Raw genomic sequence first — 15151 nt, 5'->3', positions numbered from 1 at the left:
TGATGGGCAGTGAGGTCTACCTGGCAGGTACTTCCGTGGGTTCCGTTCAGTTGAGTGTCAACGGGATATCGGCCGAGGTGAGCTCATGGTGGCTGCGGAATCACTGCCCGTGCGCGCTCTGTCGAACGGAGAGCGGGCAGCGCACCGGTATGCCGGTGAGTGACTGCGAGCAGTTCGACATCCGCCGGCGTGACCGGGACGGTGTCGTGGAGATCCTCTTCGAGGACGGGCATCGCAGTGTCTTCACCGAGGACGATCTGGTGGAGTTCGTGAGATGGCGGAGTCGACCCCTCCCTTTCGGATTCGGCAGCCGGGCAACGCTTTCGGTCGAACGCAGACGGTGGCGCCCGAACCCCGAGCCCGCTGAAGTCTTCGAATGGCTTGCCGCCTTGGCGGACAACCGGATTCTGGTGCTCGAAGGTGCTCCTGCCCGGATCGGCGTCGTCGGGCCGACCGCCGCACAGATCGCGCCGGTGATGCCGACGATCTATGGCGACACCTGGCTGGTGCGTGTTGAGGACAGGCCGACCAACATCGCGTACACCTCGGACGTTCTTCCCTTCCATCAGGACTTGTGTGCGTACGAGACCCCGCCTGGGCTGCAACTTCTGCACTGCGTCGAGTTCGCCGCCGAGGTCCACGGCGGGGAGACGCTGTTCTGCGATGGGCTGGCGGCCGCCGAACGCGTGCGGGCCGAGGCGCCCGAGGACTTCGCCACCCTCTGCAGTGTGTGGGCGACATTCGCGACGATCAACCGCGACCAACTCATGGTGGTCCGGAAAACCCATCTCGCGCTGGACGATCACGCCAATCTGGTCGCCCTGAACTGGGCGCCGCCATTCGAAGGGCCTTTCGCTGGCGCTCCCGAGGACGAGCTGCGCTACCGGCAGGCCTACCGGACCTTTGCGGCGGCCGTTGACGACTGCCCACGGTTGGCGCTGCGGCTGAGCCCCGGTGAGATCGTCATCTTCAACAACCGTCGCGTGTTGCACGCGCGCCGGGCCTACGGGCAGCACGACGGTGTTGCACGACGAGTCTTGGAGGGTTGTTACCTCACCGCCGACGACGTCTCGAATCAATACAGTTACTTGAAACGTCGGCTCGCGCAACGTGATATGCCCAGAGCGGAGCTGGCCTCATGAACGGCAGCACGCGCCGATGGTTGCTAGGCAAACTGCTTACCTGGCAGGGGTGGATGGACGCGCCCGAATCGCGCCGGGCACGGATGTGGGGTGCTGCCGTGACCGCGCTGAGCGCCGAGCGGCACGGACCCGGTTCGGTCGAGCAGTTTCAGCCGGTGTTGCCACGCCTTCCGGTTCCGAAGATCGATGACACGCTTCGCATCTTCACGGCCTCCGTGGATCCGCTCCTCGATGCCGCCGGCCGCGCCGAACTCCGGGCGGCCGTTGACAACTTTCGGGCCAGCGATGTGGTCGCACGGTTGCAGGCTCGGCTCCAGGAACGCCATGCCACACAGGAGAATTGGCTGGCGGACTATTGGGAACGCTATGCCTACCTCATCGACCGCCGTTCACTGATTCATAGCGTCGGCTACGCGCTCGATGCGGCGACGTTGCCCCGAACCGGTGTTTCCCAGTTGCAGCGCGCCGCCATGATGGGCACTGCGTTGCTGGCGTTGCGCCGCAGGATCGCCGATGGTGGCATCCGTCCGCAGCGTGTGCGCGGCGTCGTCCCGTTGTGCATGAAGCAGCTCCGCAGCTGTTTCGCAACCGTCCGCCTGCCGGGCGATGACGTCGACACGATCCGGCGCTTCGATGATCAGCGTTGCATCATCGTGCTGGTTGACGGGCACCTTTTCGAGGTCGAGGTGCTGTTCGACGACGGCACGCGCGACATCTCGTACGCAGAACTGCTCGCGGTCCTGACCGAGATCCGCCGGCTGGCAGCCGCACGAGAACCTGCCCCGCCGATCGCCGCGCTCACCCTCCAACAACGCGACGTCTGGGCGCGGGTGAGGGCGGAAATTGTCGAGGGCGGCGGGCGCAACGCGGACAATCTCGACCGCATTGAGAGGGCGTTGTTCATTCTTGTGCTTGACGACGAGGCGCCCGAGGGCATGAGTGCGTTGGGGCGCGCGATGCTGTGTGGCAACGGAGCGAACCGCTGGCTCGACAAGGGCATGGAGGTGGTCGTGTTCCGTAACGGGCGCATGGGCGGGCTGATGGAGCACAGCCGGGGGGACGGCGAGGCGGTCACACTCTTGCTCGAGGAGATGTTGCTGCACGAGGGAAGTCACGTGAGCCTGTTTGCGGAATCGCCACTTCCCGCGGCAGTTCCGCTGCGCCATCTCGATTTCGAGGTGGCTCCCGGGTCACCGCTCGGTGCTGCCCTGCAGTCGGCGGCGGCGACGGCGAAAAGGCTTATCGCCGACGTCGAAGTATCTGCGGGCGAGCTTGCTATCGGTGCGGGGGCCATCAAGGCGCAGCATTGCTCGCCCGACTCTTTTCTGCAGCTGGCTTTTCAGCGCGCTTACGCGCGTTTGCATCCTGAACGAAAGCCATGCCTCGCCTACCAGACGGCCACCACGCGGCTGTTCGCGGCGGGCAGGACCGAGTGCCTTCGTTCGGCCTCCGCGGAAAGCATTGCATTCGTCGAGTCCATGGCGGATCCGGAAGCTTGCGGCGAGCGGCGTCGACGACTGTTGCGTGCAGCGCTGGACGCCCACCGCGCGTACCGGATGTCTGCGATGCGGGGCCGCGGCTGCGACCGCCACCTTTTCGGGCTTCTCGTGGAGGCGATGCTGAGCGGTGCGGACGTCGAGCTGTTCCGCACCACGGCATGGAACCTGCCTTTCGAGCTCTCGACATCGCAGTCGCCGGTGCGTCAAACAGCAGCCTGGCGGCCTGAGACATCGTCGCGGGGGGTGGGATTCCTGCCGCTGTCGCAAACCGGCTACGGAGTGTCCTACGCCTTCGTCGGAGACGAGCGGACTTACTTGCTGGTGAGTGCATCGGCGGCCTGCCCGGACACGTCCGCACAGCGGTTTCGCGACGCCGTCGACAGAGCTGTGCGCGACATGCTGGCGGTGGCTAGCGGACACGAAGCCGCCGCGCTGGTAGCAGCCACCGCGGGCCGCTCATGAGCCTGCGGGAAGCCCGGGTGAGGGCGTGGATTCCTCATCAAGGTCCCGGCGGACGCAACCGACACCGCCGCCGGGTGAATTCGCGATTGCTGCTCGGCGTGGTCGCGAGCATGTTCTTCGTCGACATGTTGATCTACGGCATCGTCGTGCCCGTGCTGCCGACTCTGGCTGCGCCCGCCGGGCTGAAATCCTTTGAGGTGGGGACGGTCTTCGCTTGCTACGGGCTGGCCTACTTCATCGCGACGCCGATCGCGGGCCGGCTCGTCGACCGGCGTGGCACGCGTGGGGTGTTCCTCACCGGCGCTGTTGTCCTGACTCTGGCGACATTCCTGTTCGGATTGGCCGGCGACCTGGCCGCCCTGGTGATGTGCCGGATGCTGCAGGGCGCAGGGGCGGCAGCAATCTGGGTGGCCGGTTACGCCACGCTCGTCGAGACGTTCGCACGCGAGCAGCGCGGCCGCGCGGTCGCGACCGCGAGCATCGGGACAGCGCTCGGCCTGTTGATCGGTCCCGTGGTTGGCGGGCTGCTGCTCGAGATGCACGGTCCCCGTGCGCCATTCGTTCTCGGCGCATTGCTGGCCGGCGCGGCGGGGGGGTTGCTGATCCTGGTGCTGCCGTCCACGGCGCACCGCCTGCCACCGACGGACTGCCGCATTCGGTTCGGTCTGCGCGGGCTGCCGCTGGCCGCCGTGCCGTGGCTGGTGGCCAGCCTCGCGGCCGGGCTTGCGCTGGGCGGTGTGGAAGCGACACTGCCGATCGACCTCAGCTCTCGGCTTCGTCTGCCGGGCACCACCATCGGCCTGCTGTTCGCGCTCACGACGGCGGGCTTCGTCGCAAGTTCGCAGGGCGCGGGACGAGTGTCGGATTGCCGGCGCCGCGCGCGGACGCTGGCGGCGGGCTGGGGTGGCGTCTGCGTCGGTTTGGTGCTCCTGGGTCAATCGGCCCAGCTGATGGGCCAAGCGCTTGCACTGTTGCTACTCGGGGCAGGTCTCGGCGCGATGGTAGCCACAATCCTGCCGGCCCTGGCAGATGCCTTCGAGGCGCGCGGTTTTCAGCAACCCGGGATGAGTGCAGCTGCCTACAACCTGAGCTTCAGCGCGGGCGCGATGGCGGGCGCACCGCTTGCCGGCGCCCTCGTCCAAGAACTGTCGTTCCGCGCCGCGACCCTGATCGTCGCCCTCGGAACGCTGGCCTGCGGCGTATTCGCCGCGATCGCTCGCGTCTCGCTCGTCCCACGCGCCGTATAGGTGGCCCGTCGCTCAATTCAATCCACTCCGGCGGTGCGGAGACGGCGCGCCAGACCGCTGGCGCGCACCGCCCGCCGCAGGATCGCAGCCCGCACGGCGTCCTCCGGACCGATCACCCGCACCTTCCGTTTGGCCCGCGTGACAGCGGTATAGAACAACTCCCGCGTCAGCAACCGCGAATCTTCCGGCGGCATCAGCACAGTCACCTCGTCGATCTGACTGCCCTGGCTCTTGTGAATGGTCATCGCGTGCATCGTTTCGACATCGGACAGCCGGCTGGTCGCGAATTCGAGGAGTTCGTCAGCCCCGGCGATCACCGCTCGAAGCGCGCCCTGCTGGCCCGCGCCGGCGACAACGGCGACCCCGGTGTCACCGTTGTAGACACCTAATCCGTAGTCGTTGTTGGTTACGAGCACCGGTCTTCCGGCGTACCAGGAAGACCAGATCGGGTCGCCGGTCGCTTCGACCAGCCACCGCTCCACCTGTCGGTTCCAATGTCCGATGCCGAAGCGCCCACGGCGATGCGCACACAGCAACCGGTGCTCATCGAGCGTCGACAGAGCGGCGTTCGCGTCACCGAGCAATGCCGCCTGCCGCAGTGCCAGGGCATGTGGCACAAGCACTTTCCGGAGCTGGTCGGTCGGGTCTTCGGTGTCGATCCACTCGATGTGGTCGCCGCCCGCCCGCAGCAGGTCGATCGCGAGATCAGCATCGCCGGCGCGGATCGCCGATGCCAACTGACCGATCGACTCCCCGAATCGATGCGATGTCAGCAACGCCGCGACCCGCGCGCCGGCCCGCGACCCCAGCCCGTCCACCAGGTCAGCGAGCACCGCCCCCGCCTCCACGGACGCCAGCTGATCGGGGTCGCCGACGAGCAGCAGCCGGGTCTGCGTCCGCACCGACTCCAGCAACCGCGCCATCATCGTCAACGACACCATCGACGTCTCGTCGACGACGATCACATCGTGCGGCAATCTATTGCCCCGGTGATGACGAAACCGCGTCGCTGTATCCGGACGCGGGCCCAACAGCCGGTGCAGTGTCGTCGCTCTAAGCCCCGAGATCCGTTGTCGGTCAACCGGGTCCAGCTCGTTCACCTGTAGCTGGACCGCCTCGTGCAACCGTGCGGCCGCCTTGCCGGTCGGCGCCGCCAGTGCGATGCGCAGCGGTGGCTTGCCGTCCAGCTCCGCCTGCTCGGCGAACAGCGCCAACAGCCGCGCCACCGTGGTGGTCTTGCCCGTGCCCGGCCCGCCGGTCAGTACCGTCAGGCCCTGCTGCAGGGCGATGCCGGCGGCCTCCCGTTGTTCCTCGTAGCCCGCCGGGAACAACCGGTCGATGTCGGGTACCCTCGACCGCCCGGCAGTGGACAGCAGCGCCGAGAAGTCGTCGGCAACCTGCTGCTCCTCGCGCCAATACCGGTCCAGATAAAGCAGATTGCCGTCGTACACACGCAGTACCGGCGGTTGGCCGGCCAGCGGACTTGCCTGCACCGCCGCGAGCCATTCCGGCGCCGACGGCCAGGGCAGGTCTGCGATGCCGACCTGCGTCTGGACCGACCGCAGGTCCACACAGACCGATCCGGTGCGCAGTGCCCGCACCACCAGCGCCAGTGCCAGCGCGACCGACGGGTCAGACTCTCGTGCCATCGCCGTAAGGCGCTGTGCGACATGCACATCGGCGGACTCGAGCACGCCCGCCTCGTTGAAGGTGCGCAACAGTCCGGTGGCACTGACGGCCAGCCGGCGGTCGGCGGGATCGATCGTCTCGGCCGTCATGCCGCCGCCCTGCGGGCGTCGAGCAGATCGGACAGCTCGGTCACCAAGTCTGCGGGTGGGGCCCAGCTGAACACCCCGGCCGGATGGCCGTCGATCACCGGGGTATCGGGTCCGCACATTCCGCGCAGGAACAGATACAACACACCGCCCAGATGTCGGGCCGGCTCGTAGCCTGGTTGCCGCCAGCGCAGAAAGCGATGCAGGACAACGCTGTACAACAGCGCCTGCAGCGGGTAGTCCGAATGCAGCATGGCCTCGGCCATCCGATGTGGGGTGTAGTCGGCGGCGGACAGTTGCCGGTCCGGCTCACCGAGCCAGTTGGTCTTGTAGTCGACGACCAGAAAGCGGTGACCCGAACCGTGCGGAACCCGAAGCACCGCGTCGACCGAACCGCTGAGGTAACCGCGCAGCGACTGTGCGCCCAGCGCGTCGCCGATCAACCGGTCCGGGTAGGACGCCAGCGGGTCGTCGACCGGGAGATGGGAGCGCAGCAACCGCCCGACGTCGGAGAGCCGCACCTCCACCTCGGCGCCGCGAACGTCCCCACCGGCCAGCGGAAACTCGAAGTCCAACTCGCGCAACCGGTCCGGCAGGCCGATCTGCCGCAGCGTCAGCCCGGCGGCCAGTGGACCCAGGGGAGTGTCGTGCATCGGGACCAGCGCGGCGGCGAGTTGCGGTGTGGGCACATCGACCGGCCACCACGTCGAGTGAACACCGATCTGTGCCTCGAGTTCCGCGGCGAGGTCGCCCGCGAACGGATCGCTGGTCTCCAGCACCGCATGCACCAGGGTGCCGAACTGCGCACCGGTGGGGAGTTCGGCCATGGGTGAAGGCACAGCAGCTGCGGATGCCGCGGCGATCAGCGGGATGTCGTGGACTTCGTCGTCGAGCTCGGTGAGCTCCGGCTCGCTGGACACGCCGACGGTCTGCTCCGCGACGCGGATCAGGCCCGAGTAGGAGGTGCGCCGCCACGCCGTGTCGATGGGGCGGTGGAAGTGCCGGGTGCCGAGGTCGGACGGCGTGGGGTGGCCGGATACGGCTGGTGCCGCCGCGATCACGGACTCTTCCACGACCGGCCCGCCGGCGTCCTGCCACTGCCGCAGTCGCTCCCAGGCCTCGTCGTCGGTGATCTTCAACGGTTCACAGCGATCGGGAACCGTCGACTCCCCGGGGCGCCGGCCACGCAACAGCCGGGAGAGTCCGCCGTTGGGTTCGCCGTGCGCCGGTGACCACCAGGCCACCACCTGGGACTGGGCCCGGGTCAGCGCGACGTAGGTCAGCCGGCTGTCGTCGTTGGCCGTTTCCTTGCGGCCCAGGTTCTCCACGGCGGCGAAGTCGGGACTGTCCTTGCCGCCGATGTGTAAACAGCGCTCACCCCGGTCGTGGAACAGCACCAGGTCGCGGTCGCCCACGTTGCGATTGAACGCGAACGGCAGGTACACCACCGGATACTGCAGGCCCTTGCTCACCCAGACCGTCATGATCTGGACCGCCGCGGCGTCGCTGTCGATCCTGCGGTTGCGTTCGGTGGCGCCGGCCCGCTCCTCCCGTTGACCGCGCAGCCAATCACGCAGCGCCGGCAGAGAATAGCGCTCGCGGTGCGCCACCTCCTGCAGTAGCTGGGTCACGTGCGCCAGGTCGGTCATGTGCCGCTCTCCGCCGTGCCACGACAGCACGCGGTCCGCCATGCCGCTCATCTGCGCCGCTTCGAAAATGGCGGCGACGCCCCGTTCGCGAGCGTGGTCGGCCCACTCCCGCAAGGTATCGGCGACCTCGTCGGTGAGCGCGTCACCGCCGGCCGTCAGGTCTTCGGCCGTCTTGCCGAAGAACATGGTGGTCGCGGCCGCCCGCACCACGCCCGGGCGGTGCGGCTGATCGAACGCCTCCAGCAGCGACAGCCAGTCGTCGGCGGCTTCGGAGCTGAATACGTCGGAGTCTCCGGTGTAGACGGCGGCGATACCGGCCTCCGACAGTGCGCGGTGGCAGGCGCGGGCGTCTTTGTGGCTCTCGACGATGACGGCGACGTCGCGGGCTTCCAGCGGCTTGCCGGCGAACGTCGCCTCGCTCGCCAGCAGCCCGCCGATGTCGGCGGCGAGATCGCGGCCGATGTGTTCGCGCAGTTCGTCGATCGGCAGGTTCTGGGTACCTTTGCGGCCCAGCGTCGCTCGGCGCACTACCCGAAGCCGGAACGGCTCGTTGTGCGGAGCGCCGGCGAGGCGATGACCGCGGTGCGAGGCCGCGACGTCGTGCACCACGATCTCGGGGTCACCGAGTTCGGCTCCGCGCAGTACGGCCTGCAACCGCTCGACGAGCGCGCTGTCGCTGCGCCAGTTCGTCACCAGGGTGCGCTTGTCCCCGGCGGTCTTGGCGGCATTGAGGTAGGTGACGATGTCGCCGCCGCGGAACGCGTAGATCGCCTGCTTCGGGTCGCCGATGAGGATGAGCGTGGACCGCCCGCTGAACGCCCGGTCGATCACCTGCCATTGGACCGGATCGGTGTCCTGAAACTCGTCCACCATGACGATGGGCCAGCGTTGGTGCATCCGGGCCCGGGCCGGCGAGTCGTCGGTGTCCAGTGCTGCGGCCAGCCGGATGAGCAGGTCGTCGTATCCCAACACCCCGCGACGTCGCTTGCGCTTTTCCAGTTCGGCGAGAACGTCTTTCGCGAAGTGCACACAGGCCGCGGCCCGCGATCCCGGTTCCGGGTCGCGCGGGCGCAGCTGGGTCGACGGGTTGGCGACGACGGTGCGCGCGATGCGCAGCGCCTCGCTGTAAGTCAGGGCGGGATCGTCGCGGTCCCGCCCGAAGTGGACCAGGTACAGATCGTCGACGATTTCGGTGACGAGGTCGTTGAGGTCCTCGAGCAACGTGACGCCGGTATCCGTATCACCGGCGGCACCAAGGGATTTGAGTACCAGTTGGCAGAACTGGTGGGTGGTGGCGATAGTGGCCGCGTCGAAGCCCGCCAAAGCGTCACGCAGGCGTTGCTTGCGTGCGTCGCGTTGCTCCTCCGTGCCGTCGATCAGATGCTGCACCAGACCGTTGCCGTCGGCGATCGCCGGGTCGGCGAAAGCGGCTACCGCGTCGACGATCTGGCAGCGCACCCGCTCGCGAAGCTCCTGACTTGCCGCACGGCCGAAGGTGATGAGCAGCATCTCGTCGAGCGTCGCGTGGCCGTCGGCGAGGTAGCGGGTCACCAGACCGGCCAACGCAAACGTCTTGCCGGTGCCCGCGCTGGCCTCCAGCACGGTGGTGGACCGGTCGGTGGGCAGCGGACCCAGGAGGTCGAACGGTGGAATCACGACGGCCCCCGTCCGGCGCGCATCTCGGCCTGCAACAGCGGCAGCCACAGCCGGACGGCGAAGGCGCCCAGGCGGTGCTCTTCTCCGGCGGGTTGCTCACCGGGGCGCAGCGGTTGCATCAGATCGCTGAGCCTCGCGTGGCGGCCCCAGGCCCGTACCTGCGCGGGATCTTGATCCTCCCCAGGATAAAGACCGCTGCGCCACCGGTAATCCGCTTGCCGGACCGGGTCGTCGCCGCTGTGCCGCGCCACTGCCCAGGCGTAGGACGTCTTGATGGGCAACGGGATTGGCTCGCGGCGTCCGGCATCGTAGATCGACACCAGATCACGCAGCACCTCGAGGGCGGCCTGCCCCGGGCGTCCCAGACGTTCCTCGCGCGGTGTCGTGCCCCGCTTCGGCCGGCCGATGCAGAAAGCCGACCAGTCGCGGTCGGGTTGGTGAGCGTGCAACGCCAACAACGGAATCCACGACTGGAGTAGGTGCTTGCCATCGAGTTTGGAATACGTCACCGACACCAGGCGGTCATCGAACACGTGTGAGACGGTGCCGGTCACGCGCCGTCCGCCCAGATCGATGTCGACATCGTAGGTCGCGCTGTCGGTTCGGCGGTGGCGCAGCGCCGCCGATGCCAGGAGTGCGGCCTGCTCCCGGATCTCGGTCACTTTCCGCCAGCCCAGCTGACCCGGTGGCAGCGTCCCGCGCCGCCACTCGGCCTGCCGCGCGGCGTCCGGTGCCAGCCCGCCCAGGATGTCGCTGAGCATCCGGTCGCCGACCGTCCACTCTTGCAGCGCGTTGATGTCGACCGGCATGGCGTCCTCGACGCCGTCGACGTCCCACGGCAGCGTGTATTCGAGGGCCCGGAAGAAGCCCTTCACCGGATCTCGGAAGAACGCGACGAGATCGGCGAGGGCGACATCGTCCGGCGGTGGCGCCGGCAGCAGACCGCTGATCAGTCTCGGCTGCTCGGATCGTTCGCCGGTTGCGGAGCGAGCCGCGCGCAGCACTGTCGGGTCGAAGCTGAAGGGCGCGCCGGGCACCAGCGCACCGCGTTCCACATTGCGAACATCGAAGGGCTGCAACGGATGTTCGACCAGGATCCGGGAACGCACCGGCTCGTCGGTGGTCGTGTCCAGGGCGTCGAGCAGCTCTGCCAGCGGGACTGCCGGGGGCCGGCGCTGGCCCGAGTATTCGTTGGCGCCGGTGTAGGTGATGACCAGATTGCCGGTTGCCGCCCCGATGGCGTCGAGCAGCAACTGGCGGTCCTCCGACCGGATGTCGCGCTCACCGGTCCGCGGTTGCCGGGCCAGTGCGTCGTCGCCGTCGACGACGCCGAGGCGCGGGAAGACGCCGTCGTCGAGGCCCACCAGGCAGACCACCCGGTGCGGGACGGAGCGCATCGGCACCATCGTGCACACCGTCAGGGTGCCGGTGCGGAAATTGGCGCGGGTAGGGCGACCGGCAAGGTGCCTCTGCAACAGGGCGCGGATGTCGGGCAGGCGCATCAGTGTCTGATCGCGGGCACCGGCGGTGCGCAGCACGTCGGCGAATTCGCGCTGCAGCTGGTTGGTCTGCCAGGCGTCGTCGTCGCCGGTGTGGGTCAGCAGCCCGATACCGTCGGCCAGGGCTGTCAGCCACTGGCGCAGGGGCCGCGCCCCGGTCAGCGCGTCGACCACCCGCTGCAGCCGGTCGATGTATTCGGCGAACTGGCCGACCAGTTCGACCCGGTTGCTGCCGACATCATCCAGGGGCAGCGTCGAGTCGATCCAGGTGTGTGCCATTTCCGACATGGTGACCCCGGCCAGCACCCGGTCGAGACCGAACCGCCAGGTGTTGTGCACGAAGTCGACCCCGAACGGCATCCGGTGTTCCTGATCGAAGCCCCACCGGATGTTCGACTGCCGTACCCAGCGGGTGATGTTCTCCAGATCGTCGTCGCTGAATCCGAACCGGGCGCGCACTGGGGCGGACTGCGCGAGGTTGAGCACTTCACTCGAGGTGACCCGGCCGCCGGCCAGGGCCAGCACCTGCGACGCCACGCCCAGTAACGGATTGGTCTGTAGCAGTGAGCGGTCGGCGAGCCGAACCCGCAGGCGGTGTCCGGGATGTGCTCCGCCCACCACGTCGCCCAGACCGAAATCCGCGACGATCAGCGGTGCGTAGGTCTCGATGTCGGGACACATCACCAAGATGTCGCGCGGCTCGAGCGTCGGATCGTCGGCGAGCAGGCCGAGCAGTACCTCCCGTAGGACGTCGATCTGCCGGGCCGGCCCGTGGCAGCTGTGCACCTGTACGGACCGGTCGTCGTCCGCCAGCCTGCGGCCCTGCGGCCGGGCAGCGTTGGCGGCGAGGTCGGCCTGGAGCCAGCCGAGCAAGGTGTCCCGGCGATCGGGCTCACCGAGGGCCTCGTCGGTCGCGGGATCGGCCGGCAGGCTCCGCTGCAGCTCACGTAGATCCCGTCCCAGCGTCGCCAGCAGCGGATGTCCGACTTCCCGATGGCTGGTGTCCTCGCGCCGCGCCACGGTGCCGCGCACCCCGTTCAGCGCCTGCCACAACGTGTCGCTGGGGTGCGGCAACCACAGATGCAAGTCGTGGTGGACGGCCACCGCTTCCAGCAGCTCCACATCGGTGTGCGCCAGCCGGGTATGGCCGAACAGAGACAAGCGGGACGGTAGCGCGGCCGGCCCCTCGCGCAGCCGGGCAAGTGTCTTGCCGTGCCGGACGTGCGGCGGATCTGCAGGGATGGCCGCGACCAGCGCCCGCCACAATTCCGGCTGCCAGTGCAGGTCGGCGTCGAGGTCGTCGATGTCGCCGTCCAGCCAATCGATCAGCAGTCCGGGCCGTTGCCGGGCGTACGAGGCGAAAAGCCCGGCCAGCCGGCGCGCGACCGCATACCGCCGTCCCCGGCGCAGGTCGGCTTCGTCGCCAATATCGAAGTGTCCCAAGTGCTTTGCCAAGGTGTGGCACCATGGCTCGGCCATCGAAGAGTCGATCACCTGCAGCAGCGGCCAGGTCATGGCATCCGGAGACCACGGGTCTTCCTCGACGGTGCCGGATATCTCGGCGATCAGCGAGGCCGGGCTGCGGAACGACACGCCCGCACAGACGCCGTCACCACGATCCGGGGTAACGCCCAGACGGTGCGACAGCCGTTGGCTGAGCCAGCGTTCCACCCCGCGCGCCGGCACCAGAACAAGCTCTTGCGCAAAAGGGTCGGGCAGCGGCCGGGCCAGGAGGGCGCCGAGACCGTCGGCAAGCAGATCGGTCCGTTCGGCACGGTGGAGATGAAGCGCCATTGCGGGCCACCCTAGACCGCCCCTCCGACACCGGCGGCGCTCCGGGTGTACAAAGGGGGCGCGGGAGCGGGCTGATCGTGGGAAACGGGAGGACGTCATGGAGACCTGGGATGCGATTTGCGCCCGGCGCAACGTGCGGCAGTACACGGCGCAGCCGGTCGCCGACGCCGACCTGGAGCGCATCGTCGAGGCAGGCTGGCGGGCGCCCTCGGCGAAGAACCGCCAGCCCTGGGACTTCGTAGTCGTCACCGATCACGCTCAGCTGCAAGAACTCTCAACTGTGTGGATGGGTGCCGGCCATATCGCCGGCGCCGCGGCGGCGATCGTTCTGGTGATCCCCGTTCCACCGGATGAGCGCAGAAAAGTCGTCGATCAATATGACGTCGGTCAAGCGACGATGGCGATGATGCTCGCGGCCACCGACCTCGGCATCGGCACCGGTCATTCGTCGGTGGGAGACCAGGAGAAGGCGCGCGCCATCCTCGGTATTCCCGACGACCACCTGGTCGCCTACCTGCTCGGTGTCGGCTACGCCGCTGACCGACCGTTGACGCCGATCCGCAAACCGAACCGGCGGCCGTTTGCCGAAGTGATTCATCGTGGCCGCTGGTGACGCTGCTCGGCTCACCGTGTGCCAGGCTTGAGCGATGGGCGGCGTCAGTGATGCCCTTGAATGGGCCGGCAAGCAGATCATGGGCCGGGTCCCCAAAGCGGACCTGGACCAGCGCGACCCGGACTTCATCCGGGACCAGCTGCCCGGAACCTGGTTGCTGGCCTCGTTGTATTTCCGCGCCGACGTGCGCGGTCTCGATCGCATACCTGCGACCGGGCCCGTGCTGCTGGTCGGCAATCACAGCGGCGGCAACGTGCCGCCCGACACGTTCGTCTTCACGTTGGCCTTCTGCTCGTACTTCGGGGTGGAGCGCCCCTTCTATCAACTAGCGCATAATCTGGTCACCCTCTATCCGCCGCTGCGCTGGCTCCGCAAATTCGGCACCGTAGCCGCCAGCCCTGAAAATGCCCGTCTGGCACTGGAATCGGGCGCGGCCGTATTGGTGTATCCCGGTGGCGATTACGAAGTCTTTCGCCCGTCGTGGCAACGGCACGTCGTCGACTTCGGTGGCCGCAAGGGTTTTGTGCGGCTCGCCCGCGAAACCGGCGTGCCTATCGTGCCGGTGGCCAGCGTGGGCGGCCAGGAGACGGCGTTGTTCCTCGGACGCGCGCAGTGGCTGGCCAGACTGCTGATGCTGGACAAGTTGATCCGGCTCAAGAGTGTGCCCGTCTCGCTGGCGATCCCCTGGGGGCTGAACGTCAGTGACCTGCTGGGACACATCCCGTTGCCCGCGAAGATCGTCATCGAGGTGCAAGCGCCGATCGAGGTCCACGATGACGACCAGGCCGTGTACGACGAAGTGATCGCCAGCCTGCAGGCCGGTGTCGATCGGCTGGCCGCCGAGCGGCGATTTCCGGTGATCGGCTGATGCGCGTCGAACGCCGGATCGTCGTCAACGCCGATCGGGACGCCGTGTGGAAGGTGCTCAGCGATCCGGATCGCTATCCGTCCTTCCTGGCTCATCTGGAGCGCTGGGAGACGCTGACCGAGGGCCCGGTACGGGTCGGCGCCCGGTACACGGTGTTGTGGAAGATCGGCTCGATCCCGGTGGGAGGTATCGCCGAAGTGGTGGAGCTCGATACCGCGCGGGATCTGGCCTGGATCAACATCACCGGTGTGACCCAGCGCGGCCGCTTCCGGCTGCGCGATGCGGGGCCGGGGCGAACCGCGGTCACGTTCCGCCTGGCATACAACTCCGAAGGCGGCCTGCTCGGCCTGATCGCCGACCGCGTCGCATCGCGCTGGGTGGGGCGTTCACTGGCTGAAAGCCTGAAAAACCTTCGGCGACTTGTCGAGTGATGCGTGCACGAGCCGAGTCATGCGCTGTCACCTCAAGCGTGCATGCTGGGTTGATGAACAGAAACGAGATCACCGAGCAGATCGTCATCGCCCGGCTGTCTAAGGGCCTCAGTTGGCAGCAACTGGCCGACGCCATCGGCAGGCCGCTGCTGTGGACGACGTCGGCGCTACTGGGCCAGCACCCGATCCCTGTGGACGAGGGCAAAGTCCTGGCCGAAATGCTCGGGTTGGCAGAGTCCGTTATTCCCGTCCTGGCGGCACCGCCGATGCGGGGCGGCCTGCCCACTGCGGTGCCCACCGATCCCACCATCTACCGGTTCTACGAGGCACTCCAGGTCTACGGCGGTGCGCTCAAGGAAGTGATCCACGAGCAGTTCGGCGACGGCATCATGAGCGCCATCAACTTCAGCCTCGACCTGCAGAAGAAGTCGCATGAATCGGGCGACCGGGTGGTGGTGACCTTCGACGGCAAATTCCTTCCCTACCAATGGACTTCGGCGCAGGAGTGAAAGGACG

The 15151-nt window shown here is 67.9% G+C and carries 10 protein-coding genes; 7 read left to right on the top strand and 3 right to left on the bottom strand.

Going from position 1 to position 15151, the window contains the following annotated elements:
* Positions 1–2: 2 nt before the first annotated feature.
* The 3 genes from QXH22_RS08895 to QXH22_RS08885 all read left to right on the top strand — a co-directional run bounded on the left by QXH22_RS08895 (position 3) and on the right by QXH22_RS08885 (position 4350).
* A complete protein-coding gene (locus QXH22_RS08895) occupies positions 3–1142 on the top strand; it encodes a TauD/TfdA family dioxygenase (protein WP_306242331.1) in 1140 nt (379 codons plus the stop codon).
* Entirely contained in the window at positions 1139–3103 is a 1965-nt protein-coding gene (locus QXH22_RS08890; RefSeq protein ID WP_306275390.1) for a choline/carnitine O-acyltransferase, read from the top strand. Before QXH22_RS08895 ends, QXH22_RS08890 begins: the two co-directional genes overlap by 4 nt.
* Before the next feature lie 110 nt (positions 3104–3213).
* Positions 3214–4350: an MFS transporter gene (locus QXH22_RS08885; RefSeq protein WP_306275389.1), complete on the top strand. Its 1137-nt coding sequence runs from the start codon at positions 3214–3216 to the stop codon at positions 4348–4350.
* A gap of 17 nt (positions 4351–4367) precedes the next feature.
* Here the strand turns inward: QXH22_RS08885 and recD are convergent, their stop codons facing one another.
* From recD to recC, 3 genes are read right to left on the bottom strand one after another with little or no spacing between them, the layout of a single operon-like run.
* Complete coding sequence (recD, locus tag QXH22_RS08880; protein WP_306275388.1) at positions 4368–6128, bottom strand: exodeoxyribonuclease V subunit alpha; 1761 nt, start codon at positions 6126–6128, stop codon at positions 4368–4370.
* Entirely contained in the window at positions 6125–9427 is a 3303-nt protein-coding gene (recB, locus tag QXH22_RS08875; RefSeq protein WP_306276001.1) for an exodeoxyribonuclease V subunit beta, read from the bottom strand. Before recB ends, recD begins: the two co-directional genes overlap by 4 nt.
* Complete coding sequence (gene recC / locus QXH22_RS08870) at positions 9427–12723, bottom strand: exodeoxyribonuclease V subunit gamma (RefSeq protein WP_306275387.1); 3297 nt, start codon at positions 12721–12723, stop codon at positions 9427–9429. The genes recB and recC overlap by 1 nt, the downstream gene beginning before the upstream one ends.
* 97 nt (positions 12724–12820) lie before the next feature.
* Here recC and QXH22_RS08865 point away from each other — a divergent pair, with 97 nt between their 5' ends.
* The 4 genes from QXH22_RS08865 to cynS are packed head-to-tail and all read left to right on the top strand — an operon-like array spanning position 12821 to position 15144.
* Positions 12821–13336 carry a nitroreductase family protein gene (locus QXH22_RS08865; RefSeq protein WP_306275386.1) on the top strand — a complete coding sequence of 172 codons (516 nt, stop codon included), beginning with the start codon at positions 12821–12823 and terminating at the stop codon, positions 13334–13336.
* A 34-nt stretch (positions 13337–13370) separates the two neighbouring features.
* On the top strand, positions 13371–14204 hold the full coding sequence (locus QXH22_RS08860; RefSeq protein WP_306275385.1) for a lysophospholipid acyltransferase family protein: 834 nt from the start codon (positions 13371–13373) through the stop codon (positions 14202–14204).
* Positions 14204–14635, top strand: a complete 432-nt coding sequence (locus QXH22_RS08855; RefSeq protein ID WP_306275384.1) for an SRPBCC family protein — start codon at positions 14204–14206, stop codon at positions 14633–14635. Before QXH22_RS08860 ends, QXH22_RS08855 begins: the two co-directional genes overlap by 1 nt.
* A 53-nt stretch (positions 14636–14688) precedes the next feature.
* Complete coding sequence (gene cynS / locus QXH22_RS08850; RefSeq protein WP_306242315.1) at positions 14689–15144, top strand: cyanase; 456 nt, start codon at positions 14689–14691, stop codon at positions 15142–15144.
* Positions 15145–15151 lie beyond the last annotated feature (7 nt).

The organism is Mycobacterium sp. TY814 (assembly GCF_030755175.1).
Lineage (GTDB): Bacteria > Actinomycetota > Actinomycetes > Mycobacteriales > Mycobacteriaceae > Mycobacterium.
Note: the sequence above shows the minus strand (reverse complement) of the source record. Positions and strands in the feature narration are given on the sequence as shown.

Coding starts and splice junctions, on each gene's coding strand:
- recC (WP_306275387.1), bottom strand. CDS start 12,723: ATGGCGCTTCATCTCCACCGTGCCGAACGGACCGATCTGCTTGCCGAC.
- QXH22_RS08885 (WP_306275389.1), top strand. CDS start 3,214: ATGTTCTTCGTCGACATGTTGATCTACGGCATCGTCGTGCCCGTGCTG.
- QXH22_RS08855 (WP_306275384.1), top strand. CDS start 14,204: ATGCGCGTCGAACGCCGGATCGTCGTCAACGCCGATCGGGACGCCGTG.
- QXH22_RS08860 (WP_306275385.1), top strand. CDS start 13,371: ATGGGCGGCGTCAGTGATGCCCTTGAATGGGCCGGCAAGCAGATCATG.
- QXH22_RS08895 (WP_306242331.1), top strand. CDS start 3: ATGGGCAGTGAGGTCTACCTGGCAGGTACTTCCGTGGGTTCCGTTCAG.
- recD (WP_306275388.1), bottom strand. CDS start 6,128: ATGACGGCCGAGACGATCGATCCCGCCGACCGCCGGCTGGCCGTCAGT.
- QXH22_RS08865 (WP_306275386.1), top strand. CDS start 12,821: ATGGAGACCTGGGATGCGATTTGCGCCCGGCGCAACGTGCGGCAGTAC.
- cynS (WP_306242315.1), top strand. CDS start 14,689: ATGAACAGAAACGAGATCACCGAGCAGATCGTCATCGCCCGGCTGTCT.
- QXH22_RS08890 (WP_306275390.1), top strand. CDS start 1,139: ATGAACGGCAGCACGCGCCGATGGTTGCTAGGCAAACTGCTTACCTGG.